Annotated in this window: 22 protein-coding genes; 17 read left to right on the forward strand and 5 right to left on the reverse strand. The window is 51.1% G+C overall.

Annotated features, from left to right (window positions below; genetic code table 11):
* Nucleotides 1-197: 197 nt before the first annotated feature.
* Together H9Q79_RS03625 and pepT are read left to right on the forward strand one after the other, a co-directional pair.
* Entirely contained in the window at nucleotides 198-392 is a 195-nt protein-coding gene (locus tag H9Q79_RS03625) for a hypothetical protein (protein WP_118642541.1), read from the forward strand.
* A 278-nt stretch (nucleotides 393-670) separates the two neighbouring features.
* Nucleotides 671-1,891, forward strand: a complete 1,221-nt coding sequence (pepT, locus tag H9Q79_RS03630; protein ID WP_118642543.1) for a peptidase T — start codon at nucleotides 671-673, stop codon at nucleotides 1,889-1,891.
* Here pepT and H9Q79_RS03635 read toward each other — a convergent pair.
* The gene (locus H9Q79_RS03635) at nucleotides 1,888-2,130 is read right to left on the reverse strand and encodes a helix-turn-helix domain-containing protein (RefSeq protein WP_118642545.1); all 243 of its coding nucleotides are present in this window, start codon (nucleotides 2,128-2,130) and stop codon (nucleotides 1,888-1,890) included. The two genes, pepT and H9Q79_RS03635, sit on opposite strands and share 4 nt — an antisense overlap.
* A 211-nt stretch (nucleotides 2,131-2,341) precedes the next feature.
* Between H9Q79_RS03635 and xylB the strand changes: the two genes are divergently transcribed.
* From xylB to ilvC, 12 genes are all read left to right on the forward strand, one after another.
* Nucleotides 2,342-3,811, forward strand: coding sequence for a xylulokinase (gene xylB / locus H9Q79_RS03640; RefSeq protein ID WP_118642547.1), 1,470 nt, complete (start codon nucleotides 2,342-2,344; stop codon nucleotides 3,809-3,811).
* Between the two features lie 22 nt (nucleotides 3,812-3,833).
* A complete protein-coding gene (locus H9Q79_RS03645) occupies nucleotides 3,834-4,568 on the forward strand; it encodes a tRNA threonylcarbamoyladenosine dehydratase (protein ID WP_118642549.1) in 735 nt (244 codons plus the stop codon).
* 87 nt (nucleotides 4,569-4,655) lie between these two features.
* Entirely contained in the window at nucleotides 4,656-6,743 is a 2,088-nt protein-coding gene (locus H9Q79_RS03650) for a GGDEF/HDGYP domain-containing response regulator (RefSeq protein ID WP_118642551.1), read from the forward strand.
* Nucleotides 6,740-7,102, forward strand: a complete 363-nt coding sequence (locus H9Q79_RS03655; protein ID WP_118642553.1) for an Hpt domain-containing protein — start codon at nucleotides 6,740-6,742, stop codon at nucleotides 7,100-7,102. The genes H9Q79_RS03650 and H9Q79_RS03655 overlap by 4 nt, the downstream gene beginning before the upstream one ends.
* A gap of 29 nt (nucleotides 7,103-7,131) precedes the next feature.
* Nucleotides 7,132-7,458, forward strand: a complete 327-nt coding sequence (locus tag H9Q79_RS03660; protein ID WP_118642555.1) for a cupin domain-containing protein — start codon at nucleotides 7,132-7,134, stop codon at nucleotides 7,456-7,458.
* 27 nt (nucleotides 7,459-7,485) lie between these two features.
* Nucleotides 7,486-8,622, forward strand: a complete 1,137-nt coding sequence (locus tag H9Q79_RS03665; RefSeq protein WP_118642557.1) for a sodium ion-translocating decarboxylase subunit beta — start codon at nucleotides 7,486-7,488, stop codon at nucleotides 8,620-8,622.
* A 207-nt stretch (nucleotides 8,623-8,829) separates the two neighbouring features.
* Nucleotides 8,830-10,335 carry a 4Fe-4S dicluster domain-containing protein gene (locus H9Q79_RS03670; RefSeq protein WP_118642559.1) on the forward strand — a complete coding sequence of 502 codons (1,506 nt, stop codon included), beginning with the start codon at nucleotides 8,830-8,832 and terminating at the stop codon, nucleotides 10,333-10,335.
* 211 nt (nucleotides 10,336-10,546) lie between these two features.
* Nucleotides 10,547-12,379, forward strand: a complete 1,833-nt coding sequence (locus H9Q79_RS03675; RefSeq protein ID WP_118642561.1) for an NAD(P)-binding protein — start codon at nucleotides 10,547-10,549, stop codon at nucleotides 12,377-12,379.
* The gene (locus tag H9Q79_RS03680; protein WP_118642563.1) at nucleotides 12,373-14,106 is read left to right on the forward strand and encodes an NADH-dependent [FeFe] hydrogenase, group A6; all 1,734 of its coding nucleotides are present in this window, start codon (nucleotides 12,373-12,375) and stop codon (nucleotides 14,104-14,106) included. The genes H9Q79_RS03675 and H9Q79_RS03680 overlap by 7 nt, the downstream gene beginning before the upstream one ends.
* 74 nt (nucleotides 14,107-14,180) lie before the next feature.
* Complete coding sequence (locus tag H9Q79_RS03685; RefSeq protein WP_118642565.1) at nucleotides 14,181-14,384, forward strand: DUF378 domain-containing protein; 204 nt, start codon at nucleotides 14,181-14,183, stop codon at nucleotides 14,382-14,384.
* 226 nt (nucleotides 14,385-14,610) lie between these two features.
* A complete protein-coding gene (ilvN, locus tag H9Q79_RS03690; protein ID WP_118642567.1) occupies nucleotides 14,611-15,108 on the forward strand; it encodes an acetolactate synthase small subunit in 498 nt (165 codons plus the stop codon).
* 77 nt (nucleotides 15,109-15,185) lie between these two features.
* Entirely contained in the window at nucleotides 15,186-16,205 is a 1,020-nt protein-coding gene (gene ilvC / locus H9Q79_RS03695; RefSeq protein ID WP_118642569.1) for a ketol-acid reductoisomerase, read from the forward strand.
* Between the two features lie 74 nt (nucleotides 16,206-16,279).
* On the opposite strand, the gene H9Q79_RS03700 is transcribed toward ilvC, so the two are convergent.
* Nucleotides 16,280-17,164, reverse strand: a complete 885-nt coding sequence (locus tag H9Q79_RS03700; protein ID WP_118642571.1) for a LysR family transcriptional regulator — start codon at nucleotides 17,162-17,164, stop codon at nucleotides 16,280-16,282.
* A gap of 143 nt (nucleotides 17,165-17,307) precedes the next feature.
* On the opposite strand from H9Q79_RS03700, the gene leuC reads away from it, so the two are divergent.
* Together leuC and leuD are read left to right on the forward strand one after the other, a co-directional pair.
* Nucleotides 17,308-18,576, forward strand: a complete 1,269-nt coding sequence (leuC, locus tag H9Q79_RS03705) for a 3-isopropylmalate dehydratase large subunit (RefSeq protein WP_118642573.1) — start codon at nucleotides 17,308-17,310, stop codon at nucleotides 18,574-18,576.
* 12 nt (nucleotides 18,577-18,588) lie between these two features.
* The gene (gene leuD / locus H9Q79_RS03710; RefSeq protein ID WP_118642575.1) at nucleotides 18,589-19,074 is read left to right on the forward strand and encodes a 3-isopropylmalate dehydratase small subunit; all 486 of its coding nucleotides are present in this window, start codon (nucleotides 18,589-18,591) and stop codon (nucleotides 19,072-19,074) included.
* 82 nt (nucleotides 19,075-19,156) lie between these two features.
* On the opposite strand, the gene H9Q79_RS03715 is transcribed toward leuD, so the two are convergent.
* From H9Q79_RS03715 to H9Q79_RS03725, 3 genes are read right to left on the reverse strand one after another with little or no spacing between them, the layout of a single operon-like run.
* Entirely contained in the window at nucleotides 19,157-20,011 is an 855-nt protein-coding gene (locus H9Q79_RS03715; RefSeq protein WP_118642577.1) for a hypothetical protein, read from the reverse strand.
* 46 nt (nucleotides 20,012-20,057) lie between these two features.
* Nucleotides 20,058-20,408: a hypothetical protein gene (locus tag H9Q79_RS03720; RefSeq protein ID WP_147371400.1), complete on the reverse strand. Its 351-nt coding sequence runs from the start codon at nucleotides 20,406-20,408 to the stop codon at nucleotides 20,058-20,060.
* On the reverse strand, nucleotides 20,396-21,448 hold the full coding sequence (locus H9Q79_RS03725) for an MFS transporter (RefSeq protein WP_118642581.1): 1,053 nt from the start codon (nucleotides 21,446-21,448) through the stop codon (nucleotides 20,396-20,398). Before H9Q79_RS03725 ends, H9Q79_RS03720 begins: the two co-directional genes overlap by 13 nt.
* Nucleotides 21,449-21,647: 199 nt before the next feature.
* On the opposite strand from H9Q79_RS03725, the gene H9Q79_RS03730 reads away from it, so the two are divergent.
* Nucleotides 21,648-23,030, forward strand: coding sequence for a TrpB-like pyridoxal phosphate-dependent enzyme (locus H9Q79_RS03730; RefSeq protein ID WP_118642810.1), 1,383 nt, complete (start codon nucleotides 21,648-21,650; stop codon nucleotides 23,028-23,030).
* Nucleotides 23,031-23,167: the final 137 nt, after the last annotated feature.

Raw genomic sequence — 23,167 nt, forward strand, 5'->3', positions numbered from 1 at the left:
GCTGCAACGCACACCGCCGCAGGCCGACCAAGACCGGAAGGACGAGCCTGTTTTCGGGGCTGGTATACTGTCCCGACTGCGGTGCAAAGCTGCATTTCTCAGCCGCTAAAAGCATGACGCGAAATTAGGAGCATTTCCGCTGTGCCAATTACAAATCGGGACGGGGAAACTGCACCGTCCACTATATCCGTGATGTAGTGCTGGAAAGGATTGTACTGGAAGCCATCAGCGACCTTGCGGATTTTGTCCGCTGCTATGAGCCGGTATTCCTCTATATGCTGGCAAAGAAAAACAGCGCCATGCGGCAGAAGGAATACAGACGGATTCAGCAGGCGGTGGATTTAAGGCTGATCCTCCGTACCCTGCGGGAGATGGCGGACGTTGCCATGTGAAAGTTGACATCTATTTCACTGCGGTGGGCATGATAAACATCTCCACCGAGAAGGAAATCCGTGCCATGATGGAGGAAATACGGAACAATCCGCAGGACTTCAAATTCGTGGCGTAACGAAAGATACGGCGCAGCCCCTTCATCGAGACTGCACAGTATCCCCTACATAAATACTTCCTTATCTGGCTTTGGCAAATAGAATGCCCGTCTTGCAGGAAAAATAGAAATACGATATGATGGTTAATATGGAAAACTTTGGAACGAATGGAGGTACAGTGATTGAAAGTCTGGGAGAGATTGTTAAAATATGTGAGAATTAATACATCCAGCAGGGAGGAAAGCAGGAATGTCCCCACGTCTGGCGGCCAGTTCCGTTTGGCGGAGCTGCTGGGTGAAGAGTTGAGGGAACTGGGGATTCGTACAGAGGTGGATGCAAAGTGCTATGTATACGCAATGATACCTCCGTCGCCTGGTTGTGAGGACAGGCCGGGCATCGGGTTTATCGCCCATATGGATACAGTATCAGATTTTGCAGAGCTGGAAGTGGAGCCCCAGATTCACAAAAAATATGACGGAAAAGATCTGGTTTTGGGAGAGAGCGGAAGAGTGCTGTCTCCATCTATGTTTCCGCATCTGACAGAGATGGCGGGCAGGACACTGATTACCAGCGACGGGTCGACGATTCTGGGAGCGGACGACAAAGCGGGTATCGCGGAAATTATGTGTATGGCGGAAAAGCTGGTCAGGGAAAATATCCCCCACGGAAGAATCTGCATCGGCTTTACGCCGGATGAAGAGGTGGGAAGAGGGACTGACCATTTTGATGTCCAGCGGTTTGGCGCTGATTTTGCATATACGGTTGACGGCGGCCGTGAGGGTGAGATAGAATATGAGAATTTTAATGCGGCAGACGTGAAGCTGCATATTAAGGGCGTCAATGTGCATCCGGGTTCGGCCAAGGATACGATGGTGAATGCAGCCGCTGTGGGCTGTGAATTTCAGGCTATGCTTCCGGAACGGGAATCCCCCAGAAATACAGAAGGATACGAAGGCTTTTATCATCTGGTGAAATTTACCGGGGATGTTGCTGAGGCAGAGTTGGAATACATCATCAGAGATCATGATTGGAATAATTTCGTTGAGAAGAAGGAAAACCTCGAAAGAATTCTGCGGAGTCTGAACAGGAAATACGGACCCGGCACAGTCACGATGGAGTGGCAGGAACAATACCGCAATATGGCAGAAAAGATAAAAAAATGCCTCCATCTGATAGACACAGCAGTATCAGCAGCGGAAACAGCCGGTATTGTTCCCAGGATTCAGCCGATACGCGGCGGAACAGACGGTGCACGTTTAAGTTATATGGGATTACCGTGTCCGAATCTCGGAACGGGTGGGCTTGCTTTCCATGGTCCCTACGAACATGTGACGGTGGAGGGAATGGAACTTACGGTAAAACTCCTGATTGAAATTGTTAAAAGTTACGCAAAGAACGGTTAAAATTCTTTGCTCTCAAAATCAAACAGGCATTTTACCGGGATATCCAATGCATCTGCGATATCCATCAGAAGATTCAGTGAGACAGAGGTCTTTGCATTCGGTGCTTCTATATTACTCATGTGCGTACGGCTGATGTTAACTTCTTCAGCCAGCTGCGCCTGAGTATAGCCACGAGCTTTGCGGTAGTAAGAGATAGTGATTCCCAGCAGCCGGAGAGTATTAAAACGCTTTTCGTCCATGATTGCCTCCTTTTTTACATTTACTTAATGATATAATAATTTTGTCGAAAATTAAACCGTTTAAAAGGCTATAATTGCACACAACCTCTTCAATATCTTTGTTGTTTTACAAAAAATGAGTTCTGTATTTAAGTATTTGCAAACTGCAGATACATTATGCTATGATATGTATGGATAAAAAACGAAGTGTGTTTTCTGAAAGGAGAAATATATGTATTATATTGGTATCGATTTAGGGACTTCTGCTGTAAAACTGCTTCTCATGAGCGGAAACGGACACATAGAGAACATTGTTTCTAAGGACTATCCGCTGTATTTTCCCCATCCCGGCTGGTCGGAACAGAATCCGGAGGACTGGTGGACAGCGGTGCTGGCCGGCCTGAAGGAGCTGACGGAGGGTTTTCCGGCAGATAAGGTGGCAGGGATCAGCTTCGGCGGACAGATGCACGGACTGGTGGTGCTGGACGGGGAGGATCAGGTCATACGGCCGGCGATCCTGTGGAATGACGGAAGGACAGCGAAACAGACCGACTATCTGAATCAGGTGATCGGGAAGGAAAAGCTTTCAGAATATACCGCGAATATCGCATTTGCAGGCTTTACGGCTCCGAAGCTGCTCTGGATGAAGGAAGAGGAGCCGGAGAATTTCTCAAAAATCGCGAAGATCATGCTGCCCAAGGATTACATAGCCTACAGGCTCTCAGGCGTTCACTGTACGGATTATTCAGATGCGTCCGGAATGCTGCTTCTGGATGTGAAGAACCGTAAATGGTCGGATGAGATGATTCAGATCTGCGGGATCAGAAGAGAGATGCTGCCTGATCTTTATGAAAGCTATGAGGCTGTAGGGGCAATCCTGCCGGAGGTAGCGGAACAGCTGGGGTTTTCCGGACAGGTCAAGATCGTGGCCGGCGCGGGGGACAACGCTGCCGCGGCGGTGGGCACAGGAACTGTTGGAGACGGAAAATGCAATATTTCGCTGGGAACCAGCGGCACGATTTTTATATCCAGCAAAAAATTCGGGGTGGACGAGCACAATGGCCTGCACTCCTTTGACCATGCGGACGGGCATTACCATCTGATGGGCTGTATGCTATCAGCCGCCTCGTGTAATAAATGGTGGATGGATGAGATCATTGGAACAGATCAATACCAGGAAGAGCAGAAGGAAATCAGAGAGCTGGGAGAAAACCATGTGTTCTTCCTTCCGTATCTGATGGGGGAGCGTTCGCCTCATAACAATCCGGATGCGAGAGGCTTGTTTATCGGAATGAGCATGGATACGACGAGGGCAGATATGACCCAGGCGGTGCTGGAGGGAGTTGCCTTTGCCATCCGGGATTCCTTTGAGATTGCCAAATCACTGGGCATTCGGATTGAACGGACGAAGATCTGCGGCGGCGGCGCAAAGAGCCCGCTGTGGAAGAAGATCATCGCCAATGTGTTGGGGCTGAAGGTAGATGTGATTGAGACCGAAGAGGGCCCGTCCTACGGCGGCGCGATTCTGGCGGCAGTCGCCTGCGGGGAATACGGATCTGTAGAAGAGGCGGCAGAAAAGCTGATTAAAGTGGTGGATACGATAGAGCCTGACGCCGGGCTTGTGCGTAAATACGATGAGCGGTATGAAAAGTTCGTGAAGATCTATCCGGCCGTCAGAGAGCTGTACCAGGAACTTAAGTGAACACAGGAGGAAGAATAAATACATGGAGTGTCCATTTACAAGGACAGAAATCTTATTGGGCAGGGAAGCCATGGAAAGACTCTCGCGGGCAAGAGTGATCCTATTCGGCGTCGGCGGCGTCGGCGGCCATGTGGCGGAAGCGTTGGTCCGCAGCGGCGTCGGCGGCCTGGTGCTGGTAGACCATGACACGGTCAGCCTGACAAATCTGAACCGTCAGATCATAGCCACCCACAGCACGCTGGGAAAATATAAAGTGGATGTGATGAAAGAGAGGGCCCTGGACATCAACCCCCAGGCTGAGATTGAGGCCAGACGCTGTTTTTTCCTGCCGGAGAATCAGGATTCTTTTGATTTCTCTGAGTATACCTATGTGGTTGACGCTGTGGATACAGTCACCGCCAAGCTGGCGATCATCGAAAAAGCGAAAAAGGAGGGCGTGCCGGTCATCAGTTCCATGGGGGCGGGAAATAAGCTGGACCCGACGAGATTCCGGGTGGCAGACATCAGTGAGACGTCTGTCTGCCCGCTGGCAAAAGTGATGCGCAGGGAACTGAAAAAAAGAAATATCCGAAATGTGAAGGTGGTATATTCACAAGAAGAGCCAGTTAAATCTGTTGCAGAGGGAACCGGACTCCCAGGCGTGACAAAAGCGGTGCCGGGCAGTACGGCTTTTGTCCCATCAGTGGCCGGACTGATAATCGCCGGAGAAATTATTAAAGAAATCGCAGGATCAGACTTGCCTGCATCAGGCCGGTGATTATTTATATTGCATTTTATGGCTTTATTACTTATAATAATAGCGTTACTGCCAATTTTACAGTGATATTATAGAAAGCGGTAATATATGGTGAAAAGAACAGAGAACAGGCAGAAAATCCTGGTTGTCGACGATTCTGAAATCAACCGGTCTATTCTGGCGGATATGCTGGGGGACGAATTTGAGATCCTGGAAGCGGAAGACGGCGCAGAAGCAGTAGCCGAACTGAGAAATTACGGAACAGACATAGACCTGGTTCTATTGGATATCGTAATGCCTAAAATGGACGGGTTTGACGTCTTGGCAATGATGAACAAATATCACTGGATTGAAGAAGTTCCGGTGATCATGATCTCTGCCGAGAATGCCTCTTCTTATGTGGAACGGGCTTATGAACTGGGAGTGACAGATTATATCAGCCGGCCTTTTGATTCACTGGTGGTGCGGCGCCGGGTGGTCAATACGATCATGCTGTATGCGAAGCAGAAGAAGCTCATAGATCTGGTTACGGATCAGATCTATGAGAGGCAGAAGAGCAGCAGCCTGATGATCAATATTCTGAGCCATATCGTAGAATTCCGGAATGAAGAAAGCGGCCTGCATGTGCTTCACATCAACACGATGACGGAACTGCTCTTGAACCGTTTAATCCAAAAAGGAAATCCCTATCACCTGAACCGTTCAGATGTCTATCTGATCAGTACGGCCTCTTCCCTTCATGATATCGGAAAAATCGATATACCTGAAAAGATACTGAACAAACCGGGCAAGCTGACTGCAGAAGAATTTGAGATCATGAAACGGCATTCCCTGATCGGAGCTTCCATGCTGGAGAAGCTGTCCGTCTATCAGGACGAGCCTCTGATCAGAGTTGCCTATGAAATATGCCGCTGGCATCATGAACGGTATGACGGCAGGGGATATCCGGATGGCCTGAAGGGGGAAGAGATCCCTATTTCAGCACAGGTGGTCTCTCTGGCGGATGTGTATGATGCGCTGACCAGCGACAGGGTTTACAAAAAAGCTTATACTCATGAAAAAGCGGTCCAGATGATTCTGAACGGGGAATGCGGGGCTTTCAGCCCGCTGCTGTTGGAATGCATGACAGATATTGCCGATAACATACAGATAGAGCTTCAGGTAAGCTCCCTGGACCGGAATAATCAGAGAGAGATGCGAAAAGTGGCGGAGGAGATGCTGCAGCATGAAGAGCTGGCAGTTTCTGAAAGGACGCTGCGCCTGCTGGAGCATGAGCGGACCAAATACCAGTTCTTTGCTTCTATGTCACAGGAAATACAGTTTGAGTATTCGGCGGTGCCTTCTATGGTTACCATATCCGGCTGGGGAGCCCGGCGGCTGGGACTCAATGAAATCATCATGGACCCGCTGAATGACAGCAAGGTTTTTGTCAGCATGGACCGTGAGAAGATGGAAGAGTATATCCGCGTAATTCACAAGGCCACTCCGGAGGAACCCGTGGTGCAGTTTGACTGTGAGATGATCATCGGAGGGGAAAAACGCTGGAACCGGATTATCTGCCGTGTCATGTATTCGGCAGAAGAGCCACCTCAGTATATGGGAGTTATCGGCAAAGTCGTGGATATCCATGAGGAACACACGCAGCTTATTGATCTGAAGCATATGGCTGCGCATGATGCGCTGACGGGACTTCTGAACCACACCCATGCAAAAGCCCTCATCAGTGAGAGTCTCAGGAAAAATCCAGACACTCAGTATGCGGTGATGATTCTGGACCTGGATTTTTTCAAAGATGCGAATGACCGATTCGGACATGTGTTTGGGGATCATGTTCTGAAATATATGGCCGACAAACTGAGACAGAGCATCAGAAGCGGAGATCTGGCGGCGAGAGTCGGCGGAGATGAATTCCTGATCTTTCTGGAATATCAGACGGGGCTTGAGGCTACGGCGGAAAGGATTTTCCGGTCCCTGGGAGGGGCGTATAAGGAATTCCCGATTTCTGTCAGCATGGGGATAGCCAGCACAGAGACCGTGGGAAGAACCTATGAGATGCTGTTCCAGAGGGCAGATCAGGCTCTGTACGCGGGTAAGCGGGACGGCAGGGGGCGGTATTATTTTTACGATGATTCCATGAAAGAAATGTTTTCTGTTATCTCATCCATAGACGGTGCGGGGAAAGGAGAGAGCGTATGACGGTTGAAGAATTCTACGCCGCAGTCGGCGGCGATTATGAGGGGGTACTGGGCAGGCTGCGCAGTGAAGAGCGGCTCAGAAAGTTCGCTGTCAAATTTCTGTCTGATCCCAGCTATGAGAAATTGTGTGAAGCCCTGAAGTCAGAGAATTATGAAGATGCGTTCCGCGCGGCTCATACGCTGAAAGGTGTTTGCCAGAATCTGGGTTTTACCAGGCTGTATGAATCCAGCAGCGTGCTGACAGAAGCCCTCCGGGACGGGGAGGGCCATTACGGGGCCGGCATGTTGGAGCAGGTGGAACGAGACTACCGGGAAATGGTAGAAGCGGTCAGAATGCTGCAGTCAGAGAATGAAAATTAAAATATAGACTATAATAAGGAGGAAGTAAGATGGAGATCAGACGCGTGGAGAACATGGCCGGAGGAAAGGGCCATGTGATCATCAAGGACCTGCTGGGAGAGAAGGAATTGAATGGTAAGTGCCGTATGTATGCGGAGGTTACAGTGGAGCCGGGCTGTTCCCTGGGCTATCATGAACATCATGGGGAAAGCGAAACCTTCTATATCCTTCAGGGATTTGGAGATTTTGACGATAACGGGACAGTGCGTCAGGTGAAGCCGGGAGACGTGACCTTTACCCCCAGTGGCAGCGGCCACGCCCTGGTGAATACCGGGGTATCCAACCTGATTTTTATGGCATTAATTATCCTGGACTAAAGAGAATAAATCTGGAGGAAAGAGTGTATGGAGTTTCTAATTGAAGGATTTCAAAACGTCACGTGGCAGCAGGTTGTCATGTACGGGATCGGGATTCTGCTGATCTGGCTGGCGATCAAGAAGGAGTATGAGCCGGCGCTTCTGCTGCCCATGGGATTTGGCGCGATTCTTGTGAATCTGCCGCTGTCAGGTGTGATTGACCAGGTCCTGGAGGGCGTAGGGAATACCCCTGGCATCATTCAATGGCTGTTTCATGTGGGAATAGAAGCGTCAGAAGTTTTTCCCATCCTGTTGTTTATCGGGATCGGCGCGATGATCGATTTCGGCCCCCTGCTGTCCAATCCCATCATGTTCCTGTTTGGTGCGGGCGCACAGTTCGGTATATTTGCCGCGATTGCGCTGGCATGCGTCTTTGGATTTGACCTGAAGGACGCGGCGTCCATCGGTATCATCGGTGCGGCAGACGGCCCCACCTCGATTCTGGTATCGCAGATGCTGCAATCCCGGTATGTGGGGGCGATAGCGGTGGCAGCCTATTCCTATATGGCACTGGTGCCCATCGTGCAGCCATTTGCCATCCGGCTGGTCACCACCAAGAAGGAGCGGAGAATCCATATGGAGTATAATCCTGGTTCCGTGAGCAAGCCGATGCGGATCGCATTTCCGATCGTGGTTACAATCATCGTCGGATTTGTAGCTCCCCAGTCGGTGGCTCTGGTCGGGTTCCTGATGTTCGGAAATCTGATACGGGAATGCGGAGTGCTTCAGACTCTGTCAGATACGGCGCAGAACAACCTGGCGAACCTGATCACGCTGCTTCTGGGGATCACCATATCCTTCAGCATGAAAGCAGATCAGTTTGTAAGGGTGGATACACTGATGATTATGGCAATCGGCCTGTTTGCCTTCGTGATGGATACTATCGGAGGCGTACTGCTTGCTAAATTCCTGAATCTGTTCAGGAAGAAGAAAATCAATCCGATGGTGGGAGGAGCGGGTATTTCTGCGTTCCCCATGTCATCCCGCGTCATTCAGAAAATGGCAATGGAGGAAGACCCCACGAATATCATTCTGATGCATGCTGCAGGTGCGAATGTATCAGGACAGATCGCGTCGGTGATCGCAGGCGGAATGGTAATTAATCTGGTCACCCAGTTCTTGTAAGGAGGGACAGGCTATGAATAATGTGGCGATAGCATTTGAGATTATGGGCAAGGGGATGGGTGGTATCTTTGTCACGATCCTGATTGTCATGGTCAGCGTTTGGATCATGTCGAAGCTCGGTAAGAGGAAATAATTACATGAAAAAAGCGGAGGACAGGTGCCCTCTGCTTTTTTACACAATTTTATCATGAAAGAGAGGATGCAGCGATGAGAAATCTGGATACTCCTTTAAAAAAGATACGGCGGGAGGTTTTTAAAGAAATTTCAAAAGTGGCCTTTACATCCACTCCTGAAAATTTCCAGGACGAGATTGAAGCCATTCCCTATCACATTGTCCAGGAGAGGGCTACTTACCGGGAAAGTATTTACCGGGAGCGGGCCGTGGCCAGCGAACGTGTGCGCCTGGCGATGGGAATGTCTCTGCGGCCAGAGAACAGGGCGGTCCATATCACAGCGGGAATGGAAGACAGCAACATTGATGAGAAGTATTATGAGCCGCCGCTGATGCAGGTGATCCCTTCTGCCTGTGACGCCTGCGAGCCAAATAAATACATGGTCAGCAATATGTGCCGCGGCTGTGTGGCCCATCCCTGCAAGCAGGTGTGTCCGAAGGGCGCCATCAGGATACAGAAGGGCAAGTCCGTCATCGATCAGGAAAAGTGTATCCGCTGCGGTAAATGTAAGGCTGTGTGCCCCTATGATGCCATTTCGAAAATGGAGCGCCCCTGTTCCAGAGCCTGCGGGGTGAATGCGATTGGAAGCGACAACCAGGGCCGGGCGGCGATTGACCCTCAGAAATGTGTTTCCTGCGGTATGTGCATGGTGAACTGCCCCTTTGGGGCGATTTCTGACAAATCTCAGATTTTTCAGCTGTCGAAGGCTTTCCGTGAGGGAAAAACCATCATTGCTGAAGTGGCGCCTGCTTTCATCGGACAGTTCGGGCCGGAGGTATCACCGGGGAAATTGAAAGCAGCGCTGCTCAAACTGGGATTTGCAGAGGTCTACGAGGTTGCCCTGGGAGCAGATATCGGGGCAGTGGCGGAGGCGCACCATTATGCGGAAAAGGTAGTTACCGGAGAGCTTCCGTTTCTTCTGACGTCCTGCTGCCCGTCCTGGTCTATGCTGGCTAAAAAATATTTTCCGGATCTCATCGAAAGTGTGTCACAGGAGCTGACGCCCATGGTCGCCACGGCCCGAAGCATTAAAAAGGAGCATCCGGACGCTCAGGTGGTGTTTATAGGTCCCTGCGCGGCGAAGAAGCTGGAGGCATCCCGGACCAGCGTCCGCAGTGATGTGGATTTTGTGATTACCTTTGAAGAGCTTCTGGGGATGTTCGACGCCAGGGATATCTGTCCGTCCGGGCTGGAAGAGGATTCTTCCTTTCACGACGCTACGGCGGCCGGGAGAGGTTATGCGGCGGCAGGAGGTGTTGCGGATGCGATCGGCGCCTGCCTGAAGGAGTATTATCCGGAGGTGGAGGTGCATATCGAGCACGCTGAAGGGCTGGCGGACTGCAAGAAAATTCTCACGCTGGCAAAGGCCGGTAAAATCAAAGGCTGTCTGATAGAGGGCATGGGCTGTCCGGGAGGCTGTATTGGTGGAGCTGGGACAAACGCTCCCATAAAGGAAGCGCAGATGGTGTTAAAAAAATATAAAGCTGCATCCAGCAGGAAAGTGCCGGATGCGGATCTGATTGAAATACGGTTGGATTGAGAAAATACGGTATGTATTTTGAATATTTAGATTAAAAGGAATTATTTGAAATAATACACTATCAATTGGAAATAATTCACAAAATACAGGGAAATCCCCCGTGAGATTTTAACCATTGACGTACTATAATGCCTCGTGTTACATTATAATTGTAAAGAGTATATGAGCGGGTTCGTGCATATCTTAAGTAACTGTAGAGCGGAGGAGTAACATGAGCAGATTGAGTATTGTTACACAAAACGAGGCACAGACCACAGTAGAAGGGTTGTACAAGGACTTAGAGCGCAGAGTAGTTGCAAGCCCGCCCGGACTATGTCCGGTCGATCTTGCAACTTCTTTTTTACGAATGTGCCACGCGCAGTCCTGTGGTAAATGCGTGCCATGCCGTATTGGTCTGGGACAGCTGGAAGAGCTGATGGAATCTGTACTTGATGGGAAGGCGGAGCTGAAGACCATTGACGTTATTGAGAAGACGGCAGAAAGCATATTTTATTCGGCTGACTGTGCCATTGGCATAGAGGCTGCGAGGATGGTTCTGAAGGGAATCAGAGGATTCAGAGGGGATTTTATCGAGCATATTCAGAACGGCAGATGCTCCGGTTCCCAGGAACAGCCGGTGCCCTGTGTGGCGCAGTGTCCGGCAGGAGTGGATATTCCCGGATATATTGCGCTGATCCGGGCGGGCAGGTATACAGACGCGGTGCGGCTGATCAGAAAGGACAACCCGCTGCCGGCGACCTGCGGCCTGATCTGCGAGCATCCCTGTGAGGTGCGCTGCCGCCGTACCATGGTGGACGACCCTATTAACATCAGGGGATTGAAGCGTTTTGCGGTGGAGCATTCAGACGAGATCCTGCCTCCGAAGAAGATGCGGCCTACGGGCAAGAAGGTTACTGTCATCGGCGGAGGCCCCGGGGGCTTGAGCGCAGCCTATTATCTGGCGCTGGCCGGCCATGAGGTGACTATTTATGAACAGCGAAAGCAGCTTGGCGGAATGTTACGTTATGGTATTCCCAACTACCGTCTGCCCAGGAAGATACTGGACCGGGAGATCCAGGGGCTTCTCGACGCCGGAATAGAGGTACATACGGATGTGAGAGTAGGAGACGACATCTCAATTGCCGATATCCGTGAAGCCTGTGACGCCATGTATGTGGCCATAGGGGCGCATGTGGACAAGAAGATAGGGATAGAAGGAGAGGACGCGGACGGCGTGCTCTCGGCGGTAGAGATGCTCCGCCACATCGGCGACGATGAAATGCCTGATTTCACCGGCATGGACGTTGTGGTAGTCGGGGGAGGCAATGTGGCTATGGACGTGGCCCGCTCTGCGGTGCGGCTGGGAGCGAAGTCTGTCCGGATTGCTTACCGGAGGAGAAAGGTTGATATGACCGCTCTGCCGGAAGAGGTCGAGGGCGCGATAGCAGAGGGCTGCGAAGTTGTTGATCTGCATGCCCCGTTGAGGATTGAGAAGGATGAGAACGGCAAAGTGGCCGCGCTTTGGGTGAAGCCTCAGATGGTGGGAGAGATCAGGGGCGGACGTCCGGCGCCGGTGGATTCCAGCTTGCCAGAGGTGCGCATGGAATGCGACCGTGTGCTGGTGGCCATTGGACAGGGGATAGATTCCCTGAGGTTCGGAGAATACGGAATTCCTATCAAACGAGGGGCGATTGAGGCCTTTGACTGGAGTGGTGTGAAAGATACGGAAGGGGTGTTCGCCGGAGGAGACTGCGTGACAGGACCCGCAACCGTTATCCGCGCCATTGCAGCAGGCAAGGTAGCTGCGGCAAATATCGACGAATATCTGGGCTTCCATCACAGGATGAAAAATGATGTGGATATACCTCCTGTACGCCTGGATGATTTTAATACCATCGGCAGGATTAATATGAAGGAACGCCCGGCCGAGGAGAGAGCCAGGGACTTTGAACTGATGGAGTGCGGAATGACGGAAGAAGAGGCCTGCCAGGAAGCGGGCCGTTGTCTGCGTTGCGATCATTTCGGATTCGGAGTATTTAGAGGAGGCAGAGTTGAGAAATGGTAAAATTGATGATTGATGGGAACCAGATAGAAGTGCCCGAAAACACCACCATTTTAGAAGCGGCCGCCCGAACCGGCATACGGATACCTACGCTCTGTTTTTTGAAGGATCTGAATGAAATCGGCGCCTGCCGCGTGTGCGTGGTGGAGATAGAAGGCTATGATAAATTATTTACGGCCTGTAATAATGTAGTAAAAGAAGGTATGGTCATACATACGAACAGCAGGAAAGTCAGGAATGTCAGGAAAACGAATGTGGAGCTGATCCTGTCACAGCACAATGTCAGCTGCGCTACCTGCGTCCGCAGCGGCAATTGTTCGCTGCAGCAGATCGCGGGGGATCTGAACATCTATGATGTGCCGATGATGAAGCAGATTCCATTTCCGAAGGGGAGCAAGGATTTCCCGCTGATCAGGAGCTATTCAAAATGTATTAAATGCATGCGCTGTATTCAGGTGTGCGACAAGATCCAGGGCTGCGGCATCTGGGACGTGGTGAATACCGGTTCCAGGACCACGGTGGATGTGGCGAAGGTCCTGCGCCTGGAGGATTCCGAATGCGCACTCTGTGGCCAGTGTATCACACACTGCCCGGTAGGAGCTCTCCGTGAGAGGGACGATACGGAGAAGGTCTTTGAAGCGTTGGAAGATCCGGAGAAGATCGTGGTTGTCCAGATCGCTCCGGCTGTACGGACTGCCTGGGGCGAGGAGCTGGGGCTGAAACCGGAATTTGCCACAGTGAAGCGTCTGGCAGCGGCTCTGAGGCGGCTGGGCTTTGACTATATTTTTGACACAAATTTTTCAGCAGATCTCACGATCATGGAAGAGGGAAGCGAATTCCTGGAGCGGCTGAAGCATAAGGACACAGAAAAATTCCCGATGTTCACATCCTGCTGTCCCGGCTGGGTGCGCTATGTCAAGGGGCACTATCCGGAGTTTACGGATCAGTTGTCTACGGCGAAATCTCCGCAGCAGATGTTCGGGGCGGTCGCGAAATCCTATTACGCGAAGATTCTGGGAGTTGATCCTTCGAAGATCTTTTCTGTATCCATCATGCCCTGTATCGCGAAAAAGCATGAATGTGCGATTCCCGTGATGAACGACGCGGGAGGAGGACAGGATGTAGATGTGGCTCTTACGACCCGTGAAGTAGTCCGTATGATACGCTCTTCAACAATCGTACCGATGAGCCTGAAGGAAGAAGAGCTGGACATGCCTTTGGGCGTGGGAAGCGGAGCTGGAGTCATCTTCGGTGCGACAGGCGGTGTCATGGAGGCGGCGCTCCGAAGCGCCTATTATCTGGTAACCGGGCAGAATCCGGACCCGGATGCCTTCAGGAGCGTGCGCGGTATGGAGGGCTGGAAGGAAGCGGAATTTGACCTGGCGGGAAGCACGATTAAGGTTGCTGTCGTCAGCGGCCTCGGCAATGCCGGAAGACTGCTGAAATCCCTCAGGCAGGGCAAGGTTTCCTATGATTTTGTTGAAGTCATGGCCTGTCCCGGCGGCTGTGCGGGAGGCGGCGGACAGCCGATCCACGATGGTTATGAGATGGCGGAGGAGCGGGTAGATATCCTCTATGGGCTGGACCGCGTCAATAATCTGAGGTTCTCCCATGAGAATCCATCCGTGATAAAATGCTACGAGGATTATCTGGGCGCTCCGCTTTCAGAAAAAGCCCACCATCTGCTCCATACTGATCATCATGCCTGGAAAATGCCTGAAGAAAAATAAAATTTTTGCCATCCTTTGTATAATTGATAGAATTGGTGAAATACTAAGCTAAGCAAAGGAAAGGATGGTGCAAAATGAGAGTATTAAATTGTATTGCTTTGACAATCGTTATAATAGGGGCCATTAACTGGGGACTGGTAGGATTTTTTAACTTTAACCTGGTTGCATTTCTGTTCGGAGGAATGAGCTGGCTTTCAAGGATCATTTACGCGCTTGTAGGTATCTGCGGACTGTATCTGATCACATTTTATGGAAGGCTTGCGGATTCCAGAGATTGAAAAAGCTACGAAACCCGATGACTGGAGGCGGAAAGCGGCGATGCTGCTTTCCGCCTTTTTGTGATATGTCTGAAGACGTTTCTTTTGACGGATATTTATGTATTTGCGTGATGTGCCGTAAATATCCGATTTTTTCGTGCGCATTTTATTTGACAAACAAATTATTCAAGTGTAGAATAAATAAGAAAAATGTTAATCGCTTATTAACAGGAAAGTTGGTTGTGATATGAAGCAGAGAATTTTATCAATTCTTGTAGATAATACTTCAGGTGTACTGAGCCGTGTAGCAGGACTGTTCAGCCGCAGGGGCTACAATATCGACAGCCTGACGGTGGGAGTGACGGCAGACCCGATGTATTCCAGGATGACAGTGGTGGCCAGCGGGGATGACCTGGTGCTGGAACAGATTACCCGGCAGCTGGAGAAGCTGGTGGATGTCAGAGACATCAAGGTGCTGAAGCCGGATGAAAGCGTGAACCGTGAATTGATTCTTGTGAAGGTGAAGGCGGATGCGCAGACGAGGCAGAATGTCATATCTGTAGCGGATATTTTCCGCGCTAAGATTGTGGATGTGGGGATGGAATCCCTGATCGTAGAGCTGACAGGGGCCCAGAATAAACTGGATGCATTCCTGAACCTGCTTCAGGGCTATGAGATACTGGAGCTGGCCAGAACCGGGATCACTGGATTATCCAGGGGGAAGGATGACGTCCGCTACCTGTGATGGCAGGGGATGATGACGTGAGCTAGGGGGCGGGAGCCCTTTAACCAATATATTTTATTAAGTGGAGGAAATGCAAAATGGCAGCAAAGATTTTTTACCAGGAAGACTGTAACCTTTCATTACTGGAAGGAAAGAAAATAGCCATTATCGGTTATGGCAGCCAGGGACATGCACACGCGTTGAATCTGAAGGATTCCGGCTGCGATGTGATCATCGGGCTTTATGAGGGAAGCAAGTCCTGGGCAAAGGCAGAGGCACAGGGATTTAAAGTGTATACCGCCGCGGAGGCGGCAAAGCAGGCTGATATCATCATGATCCTGATCAACGATGAGAAGCAGGCTGCCATGTATAAGAGAGATATTGAACCGAACCTGGAAGAGGGCAACATGCTGATGTTCGCCCATGGCTTTGCCATCCACTTCGGCCAGATTGTTCCGCCCAAGTTCGTGGATGTCACCATGATCGCGCCGAAGGGACCGGGACACACAGTTAGAAGCGAGTATGAAGTGGGCAAGGGCGTTCCCTGCCTGGTAGCCGTAGAGCAGGATTATACAGGTAAAGCACAGGATATGGCTCTGGCGTATGCGCTGGGCATTGGCGGCGCGCGCGCAGGAGTCCTGGAGACCACCTTCCGCACAGAGACAGAGACAGATCTCTTTGGCGAGCAGGCTGTACTCTGCGGCGGTGTCTGCGCACTGATGCAGGCGGGCTTTGAGACCCTCTGTGAGGCAGGCTATGATCCGAGAAATGCATATTTTGAATGTATCCATGAGATGAAGCTGATCGTTGACCTGATCTATCAGTCAGGCTTCTCAGGAATGAGATACTCTATCTCGAACACTGCAGAATACGGCGACTACATTACAGGACCGAAGATCATCACTGAAGAGACCAAGAAGACCATGAAGAAGATCCTTGCAGATATCCAGGACGGAACCTTTGCGAAGGATTTCCTGCTGGATATGTCGCCGGCAGGCGGACAGGCTCATTTCCGTGCGATGAGAAGAAAAGCATCCGAGCATCCGGCAGAGATCGTTGGTGAGGAAGTACGTAAGCTCTATAGCTGGAGTGATGAGGACAAACTGATCAACAATTAATAGAGATCATCAGCAATAACATAAGCTAATAGGCGGCCAGAAACTTGAACAAAAGCTTCTGGCTGCTTTTTATTTCACTGGAGGGTCAACTCCAAAAATTCACGGACGGGGTATAATTCCCTGTTCTCTTTGAGGACAGCAAAGCCGACCTTACGGGAAGGGAAACGGATGTCCAGGGGAAGCTCCATCAACTCGTGGTTATCCAGTTCCGGGCGTACAAATTCTTTGATCACACAGGCGGCGCCCATTCCGATCTTTGCGAATTCAATCAGGAGGTCTACGGTAGAAACCTCCAATACGTTTTTCAGCTCGATATCGTGCAGTTTAAAATAGTCGTTGACAAATTGCCTGGACAGATTTTCTTCGTCGAGCATCATGAAGGTGGCCGTGTGAAAGAGATTGGGATCACTTTCGCGGAGAGAGAGGTTGTTTAGATACGTTTCCGAAGCCACGAAGGTGTCCTGGATAGACTGGACAGGGAAGAAGTCCAGAGCTTTCTGTGAATTGGGGCTGCCGATGAGGCCAATATCTACCTTCCGTTCCTGCAGGAGCTCCAGAGTCTGATAGGTAGACTGGCAGGAAATAGCAATTTTTACATGGGGATAGAGGCGGATAAAATCCTGAAGATACGGCAGGAGCACGTATTTGCACATGATGGCGCTGACGCCGATGCGAAGATGGGAGATGCCCAGACTGTGTTTCCGCTCTAAAAGCTGTTCAGCCGTGTCCAGCGAGCTGAAAGCGTCCTGTACATGATGGAAGAGCAGAGCGCCGTCCTCAGTCAGGGAGACGCCTCTGGAATTTCTTTTAAACAGCGTAGTGTTCAGTGATTCCTCCAGCTTCCGGATCGCTTTGCTCACGGCCGGCTGGCTGATGTAGAGCTCTCGGGATGCCCGGGAGATATTGCCGCATTTGGCGGCAGTGTAGAAAATGTGATAGAGAGGGAGATATTGATCCATTAGAATTTCCTTTCTTAACATAGTCGCGTGCGGCAATGGACATAATTTAGAGTTATAATAAGTATTATTTATATGTATTGGTATTATATCACGAGGTGTGGTAAAATTACAACAGAAAGAGTCATGTAAGGAGGATGGGAAACATGGGTATGACAATGACACAGAAGATCCTGGCCGCGGCGGCCGGCCTGGATCATGTAGAAGCAGGCCAGCTCATTGAAGCGGATCTGGATCTGGTATTGGGAAATGATATTACTTCCCCGGTGGCGATTCATGAGATGGAAAAGTTCGCAAAAAAGGATGTGTTCCATAAGGATAAGATTGCTCTGGTGATGGATCATTTTATTCCCAACAAGGATATCAAATCAGCAGAACATTGCAAATGTGTCCGGGAATTTGCGTGTAAACATGAGATTACGAATTATTTTGATGTTGGCGATATGGGGATTGAACACGCCCTGCTGCCCGAAAAAGGGCTTGTGGTGGCTGGTGATGTGGTGATAGGCGCTGATTCCCACACCTGCACCTACGGCGCTTTGGGCGCGTTTTCAACCGGCGTGGGAAGTACGGATATGGCGGCCGGTATGGCGACCGGAAAGGCCTGGTTTAAAGTGCCTTCTGCCATCCGGTTCCGTCTGGTCGGCAAACCTTCCAGGTGGATCAGCGGAAAAGACGTAATCCTGCACATTATAGGGATGATCGGGGTGGACGGCGCGTTGTATAAGTCTATGGAATTTGTAGGCGAGGGAGTTGCCAGCCTTTCCATGGATGACCGCTTTACTATTGCGAATATGGCTATCGAAGCGGGCGGCAAGAACGGGATCTTCTCTGTGGACGATCAGGCCATTGCCTATATGAAGGAGCATTCCCAGAGAGAATTCAAGATTTATGAGGCGGACCCGGATGCGGTCTATGAGGAAGAATATACGATTGATCTGAGCCAGCTGAAGCCGACGGTTGCCCTTCCTCATCTGCCTGAGAACACGAAGACTATTGACGAGATCTCTGAGGATGTGAAGATTGATCAGTCCGTCATCGGTTCCTGCACGAACGGGCGGATGGACGACCTGAGGGCTGCGGCGGAGATCCTGAAGGGGCGCAGGGTGAAGAAAGGCGTCCGCTGTATCGTGATTCCTGCCACCCAGGCGATTTATCTCCAAGCGATGGAAGAGGGGCTGCTGAAGATTTTCATTGAGGCCGGCGCGGTGGTGAGCACGCCTACCTGTGGGCCATGCCTGGGAGGATATATGGGAATCCTGGCTGCCGGAGAACGCTGTATATCCACCACGAACCGGAATTTTGTCGGCCGCATGGGCCATGTGGATTCGGAAGTGTATCTGGCCAGCCCGGCGGTAGCGGCGGCCAGTGCGGTAACCGGTAAAATCAGTTCACCCGAAGAGCTGGAAGCGTAAGGAGGTAGAGGGATGCAGGCAAAAGGCAGAGTTTTTAAATACGGAGACAATGTGGACACAGACGTAATTATACCGGCGAGATATCTGAACTCCTCAGATCCCGCCGAGCTGGCCACTCACTGTATGGAGGATATTGACCGGAATTTCGTGAAAAAGGTGCAGAAGGGCGACATCATTGTTGCGAATAAGAATTTCGGCTGCGGTTCTTCCCGTGAGCACGCACCGATTGCCATCAAAGCGGCAGGGGTGAGCTGTGTAATTGCGGAAACCTTCGCGCGGATTTTTTACCGGAATTCAATCAACATCGGACTCCCGATCATTGAATGCCCGGAGGCGGCAAGAGAGATTGAGGCAGGGGACGAGGTGGAGATAGACTTTGACTCCGGCATGATCTATGACCGGACGAAGGGAACCCAGTATAAGGGGCAGGCGTTTCCGGAGTTCATGCAGAAGATCATCAAAGCCGAAGGGCTGATTAATTATATCAACCAGAAATGACGTAGCGGAATATAGCCGGCCGGAATGAAAAACTTCTCATTCCGGCCGGCTTTTATATAATTTCTGCTTTTTTTCCTGAAGCTTAATCTTTCTTTTTCCAAAATATTTTCAACAGGATGCAGGTCAGAATGATGACTCCGACAATGGGCAGCACGATCAGGGGCCAGGAGATGGAGGACTGCCGTGACAGAGGTGTATTTGGCGCCGGTTCGCCGGTGGGAACGGGCGGTTCCGAAGACGTAGAGGCGGGCTGGGTCTGTTCAGGCTGGACGGGTGTTTCCGCGGCGGGTTGTTCTGTCGCGGGAGGAGTTACGGCGGCTGGGATGTCCGGATTGCCGGGAGCGGACAGACAGACCCAGAAATCTTTGATGGCCTGCCAGTAAACGCAGTGCCCCCAGAGACGGCCGGAGGAGTCTGTGTAGGCAGTATCGAAGGTGAGCTCCGAAGTTAGGGTGTAGAGTGAGTCGTCTCTCTTTCCAGATTCCGGATAGGTCCAGATGTAGAACGTGTCTCCTGCTTCAAGGGTCTCTGAGGCATTTTCATTTAACTCAGCCTGATGGTCTTTCATAAATTCTTTGCTGTCGTAGACCAGGGTGAGATCAGACATGCGCGCCCAGCCTGACTGATTGGCAGAATATTGTTCTGCGTAGCCCCATTCCTGGCCGCCTTCATCACGGTAGACAAAAGAAACATACACGGTGGCGCCGCCTTCCAAAGTGTCTGAGGCCTTTGGGGCTAAAGGCTCTTCATACAGTGAAGTATCTGCTTTGGCCGTGTACTGCCGGTCAATGTATTCACATTCATTCTCATGGGATTCGTAGAAACTGTTTTCCGGTGTCCAGATAACGTCTGCCCAGGCAGTCAATGGGGCGGCCAGGAGCAGCAGAAATACCGGAAACAGCAGAATAATGTGGGAAAATTTCTTTTTGAGATTCATAGTTATCCTCCTAAATTGATATGAGTTTTCACCATAGGGTCCGAGTTTAGAACAGTGTCTGAATCAACAGCCCCATGGTATAGGAAAAGCCGTTAGCACACAGGGAAAAGGCCAATGGATGGGGGAGATCCTGGCCGTAATGCCGGTAAAGCAGGCCTTCGGCCAGGATGACCGGGATTTCCAGGCATATCTGTGCAGGTAACGCAGGCAGTCCCAGGTTCAGCCGCAGGAATAAGGCCAGCGCCACCGCGGCCGGGTTAGTCAGAAGATTTACCGGCAGCAGTAATAGAAGGTCTTTTCTGTTCCTGATTCCGAACAGGATGGCGGCCGGGTATTCCAGCGCCAGAGTGAGCAGAAATGAGACTGCGAAGGTATAAAACAAATCTATCGGTCCCACCTCCTGTTCTTCCAGGCAGCAGCCATCAAAAGCAGTGACAGGAATGCCAGGGCTGCATATAAGACGATGGACGTCCCGCCCGGTACGGCGTTGAGCGCTACAGGCAGAAATCCGAGGAATAGCGCGAAGGTTAACAGGCCGAAGCAAAAGCCCTGCTGTCCGGGAAGAAGTCTGACAAAGGCGGTTAAAGTGATGGGCATAGTCATATTAAACAGGAGTACCGCGGCGATGCCGGGCAGCGGGCTTCCTGAGAGAAGGAACAGAACGCCGGAGGCTCCCAGTGACACGAGCACGGTCCGCCAGCTTCCGAAGCGGTCGGAGAGGACGCCGCCCAGTGCTTTTCCGCAGACAATTGCCAATATGAGGATCAGGCCAAAAGGTGTCTGAGATTTCCAGTCAAATTTCAGAATCAGTCCCAGATAGGAACGTATGCAAACGACCAGCATCAGGCAGATAAAGGGAAAGGCAATGGAAGGGGCCGTTGTCACAGAATCCGGCGCGGACGGCGGCCGCTTTGGCTGACGCCCGACTGCCGGTTCTGCCGGAGCGCGTTCCTCGGATTGAAACAGCAGCAGGAAAAAAAGAGCGGCCATCACAAGGGCAGGAATCCAGGCAGGCATAAAAGCGGGTTTTCCTGCAATTGTCCCGAAATAGAGTCCGATCGCTCCCGTAGAGACAAAGATTCCCGGTTCCGTGCAGCGTCCGGGGTAAAAGCGCAGAACGCCGGTGCCTCCTCCAATGTGGAAGAGAGCATTGCCCAGCCCGGCAGCCAGCGTCAGAGGCAGAGCTCCGAAGGGCAGCAGCAGAGATAAGATCAGGAGCAGGCATCCTGCAGCCGAAAGGCTGCCGCAGCGCTTCAGACGGTCTGTGACAAGGCCTAATGGCATCTGAAGGGCGAAGGCGCAGAAATTATAGAAGAAGAGCATGAGAGCGAACTGGCTGCTTCCGGAAACCCGCGCGAACATCAGATAGGCACAGGTGAAGTCTATGAAAAAATGAGCTGACGAATAGAGGATCAGATAGGTAGCTGTTTTTTTCATGGAGGCCTCCTTTGTGTTCCTTAAATATTTTCTATGTGGCATTATCATGACATAAGTGCTGTTTATTATAAGTGTACCAGAAAAAGTGGTATGTTGCACGAATTTGGTAAATTTTTCGTGACAGGGGCGCTTTAGCATGATAAAATATTCAGGATGGCAGTTATGCCTGAACAGAGCTGTAATGAAAGGAGAACAAGAGATGGCAAACAAAGAGATCCCGTATAAAATCTATCTGGAAGAGAGTGAGATGCCAAAGAAATGGTATAATGTACGGGCTGATATGGCAAATAAACCGGCGCCGCTGCTGAATCCGGGAACGCTGAAGCCCATGACGGCGGAAGAGCTGGGCGTGGTGTTCTGTGATGAGTTAGTGCAGCAGGAATTGAATGATACTGATGCCTGGATTGACATTCCTGAGGAGATTGTTAATTTTTACAAGATGTACCGTCCCTCACCGCTGGTGAGAGCCTACTGTCTGGAGAAAAAGCTGCAGACCCCGGCCAAGATTTATTATAAATTTGAAGGAAATAATACGAGCGGGAGCCATAAGCTGAATTCTGCAATCGCCCAGGCTTACTATGCAAAACAGCAGGGATTAAAAGGCGTGACGACTGAGACTGGCGCGGGACAGTGGGGCACAGCTCTTTCTATGGCCTGTGCTTATCTGGATCTGGACTGCAAGGTCTATATGGTGAAGGTTTCCTACGAACAGAAGCCTTTCCGCCGGGAAGTGATGCGCACCTACGGCGCGTCTGTTACGCCGTCCCCCTCTGAGACGACAGAGGTAGGCCGCAGAATACTGAGGGAGCACCCGGGAACGACCGGAAGCCTCGGCTGTGCCATCAGTGAAGCGGTTGAGGTGGCTACATCCCATGAAGGCTACCGTTATGTACTGGGCAGCGTGCTGAACCAGGTGCTGCTCCACCAGTCAGTGATCGGACTCGAGGCCAAGACAGCCATGGATAAATACGGAATTAAGCCGGACGTGATAATCGGATGCGCCGGCGGCGGTTCTAATCTGGGCGGTCTCATTTCACCTTTCATGGGTGAAATGCTGAGGGGAGAGGCAGATTATCACTTCATCGCCGTAGAGCCTGCCTCCTGTCCGAGCTTTACGAGAGGTAAGTTCCTCTACGATTTCTGCGACACCGGAAAAATCTGTCCACTTGCCAAAATGTATACCCTCGGCAGCGGATTTATACCTTCAGCCAACCATGCAGGCGGGCTGCGCTTCCATGGCATGAGCTCCACCCTGTCACAGTTGTACCACGACGGCCTGATGGAAGCCAGGGCTGTAGAGCAGACTTCAGTATTTGAGGCGGCCGAGCAATTCGCGAGAATTGAGGGAATCCTTCCGGCGCCGGAAAGCAGCCATGCGATCCGTGTCGCCATAGACGAAGCGCTGAAATGTAAGGAAACCGGTGAAGAAAAGACAATTCTTTTCGGTCTGACCGGCACAGGATATTTTGATATGGTGGCCTATGAAAAATTCCACAATGGAGAAATGAGCGATTATATTCCGTCCGATGAAGATCTGCAGGCAGGTTTCGACGGGATTCCCAGATTCCCGGGGAACGAATAATTTCGGTTTGGCCGTGAGAGAGCTTGGATCGCTGTTACCGGCTGTATCTGTAGGGGAGCGGGCTGTTGAGGCCCGCTCCCCTGAAACTTATCAGAGCGTCCAGTTATGGCTTTCGCGCAGCCAGGCCAAAACCATAA

The sequence above is a fragment of the Wansuia hejianensis genome, assembly GCF_014337215.1.
Taxonomy (GTDB): Bacteria; Bacillota; Clostridia; order Lachnospirales; family Lachnospiraceae; genus Scatomonas; species Scatomonas hejianensis.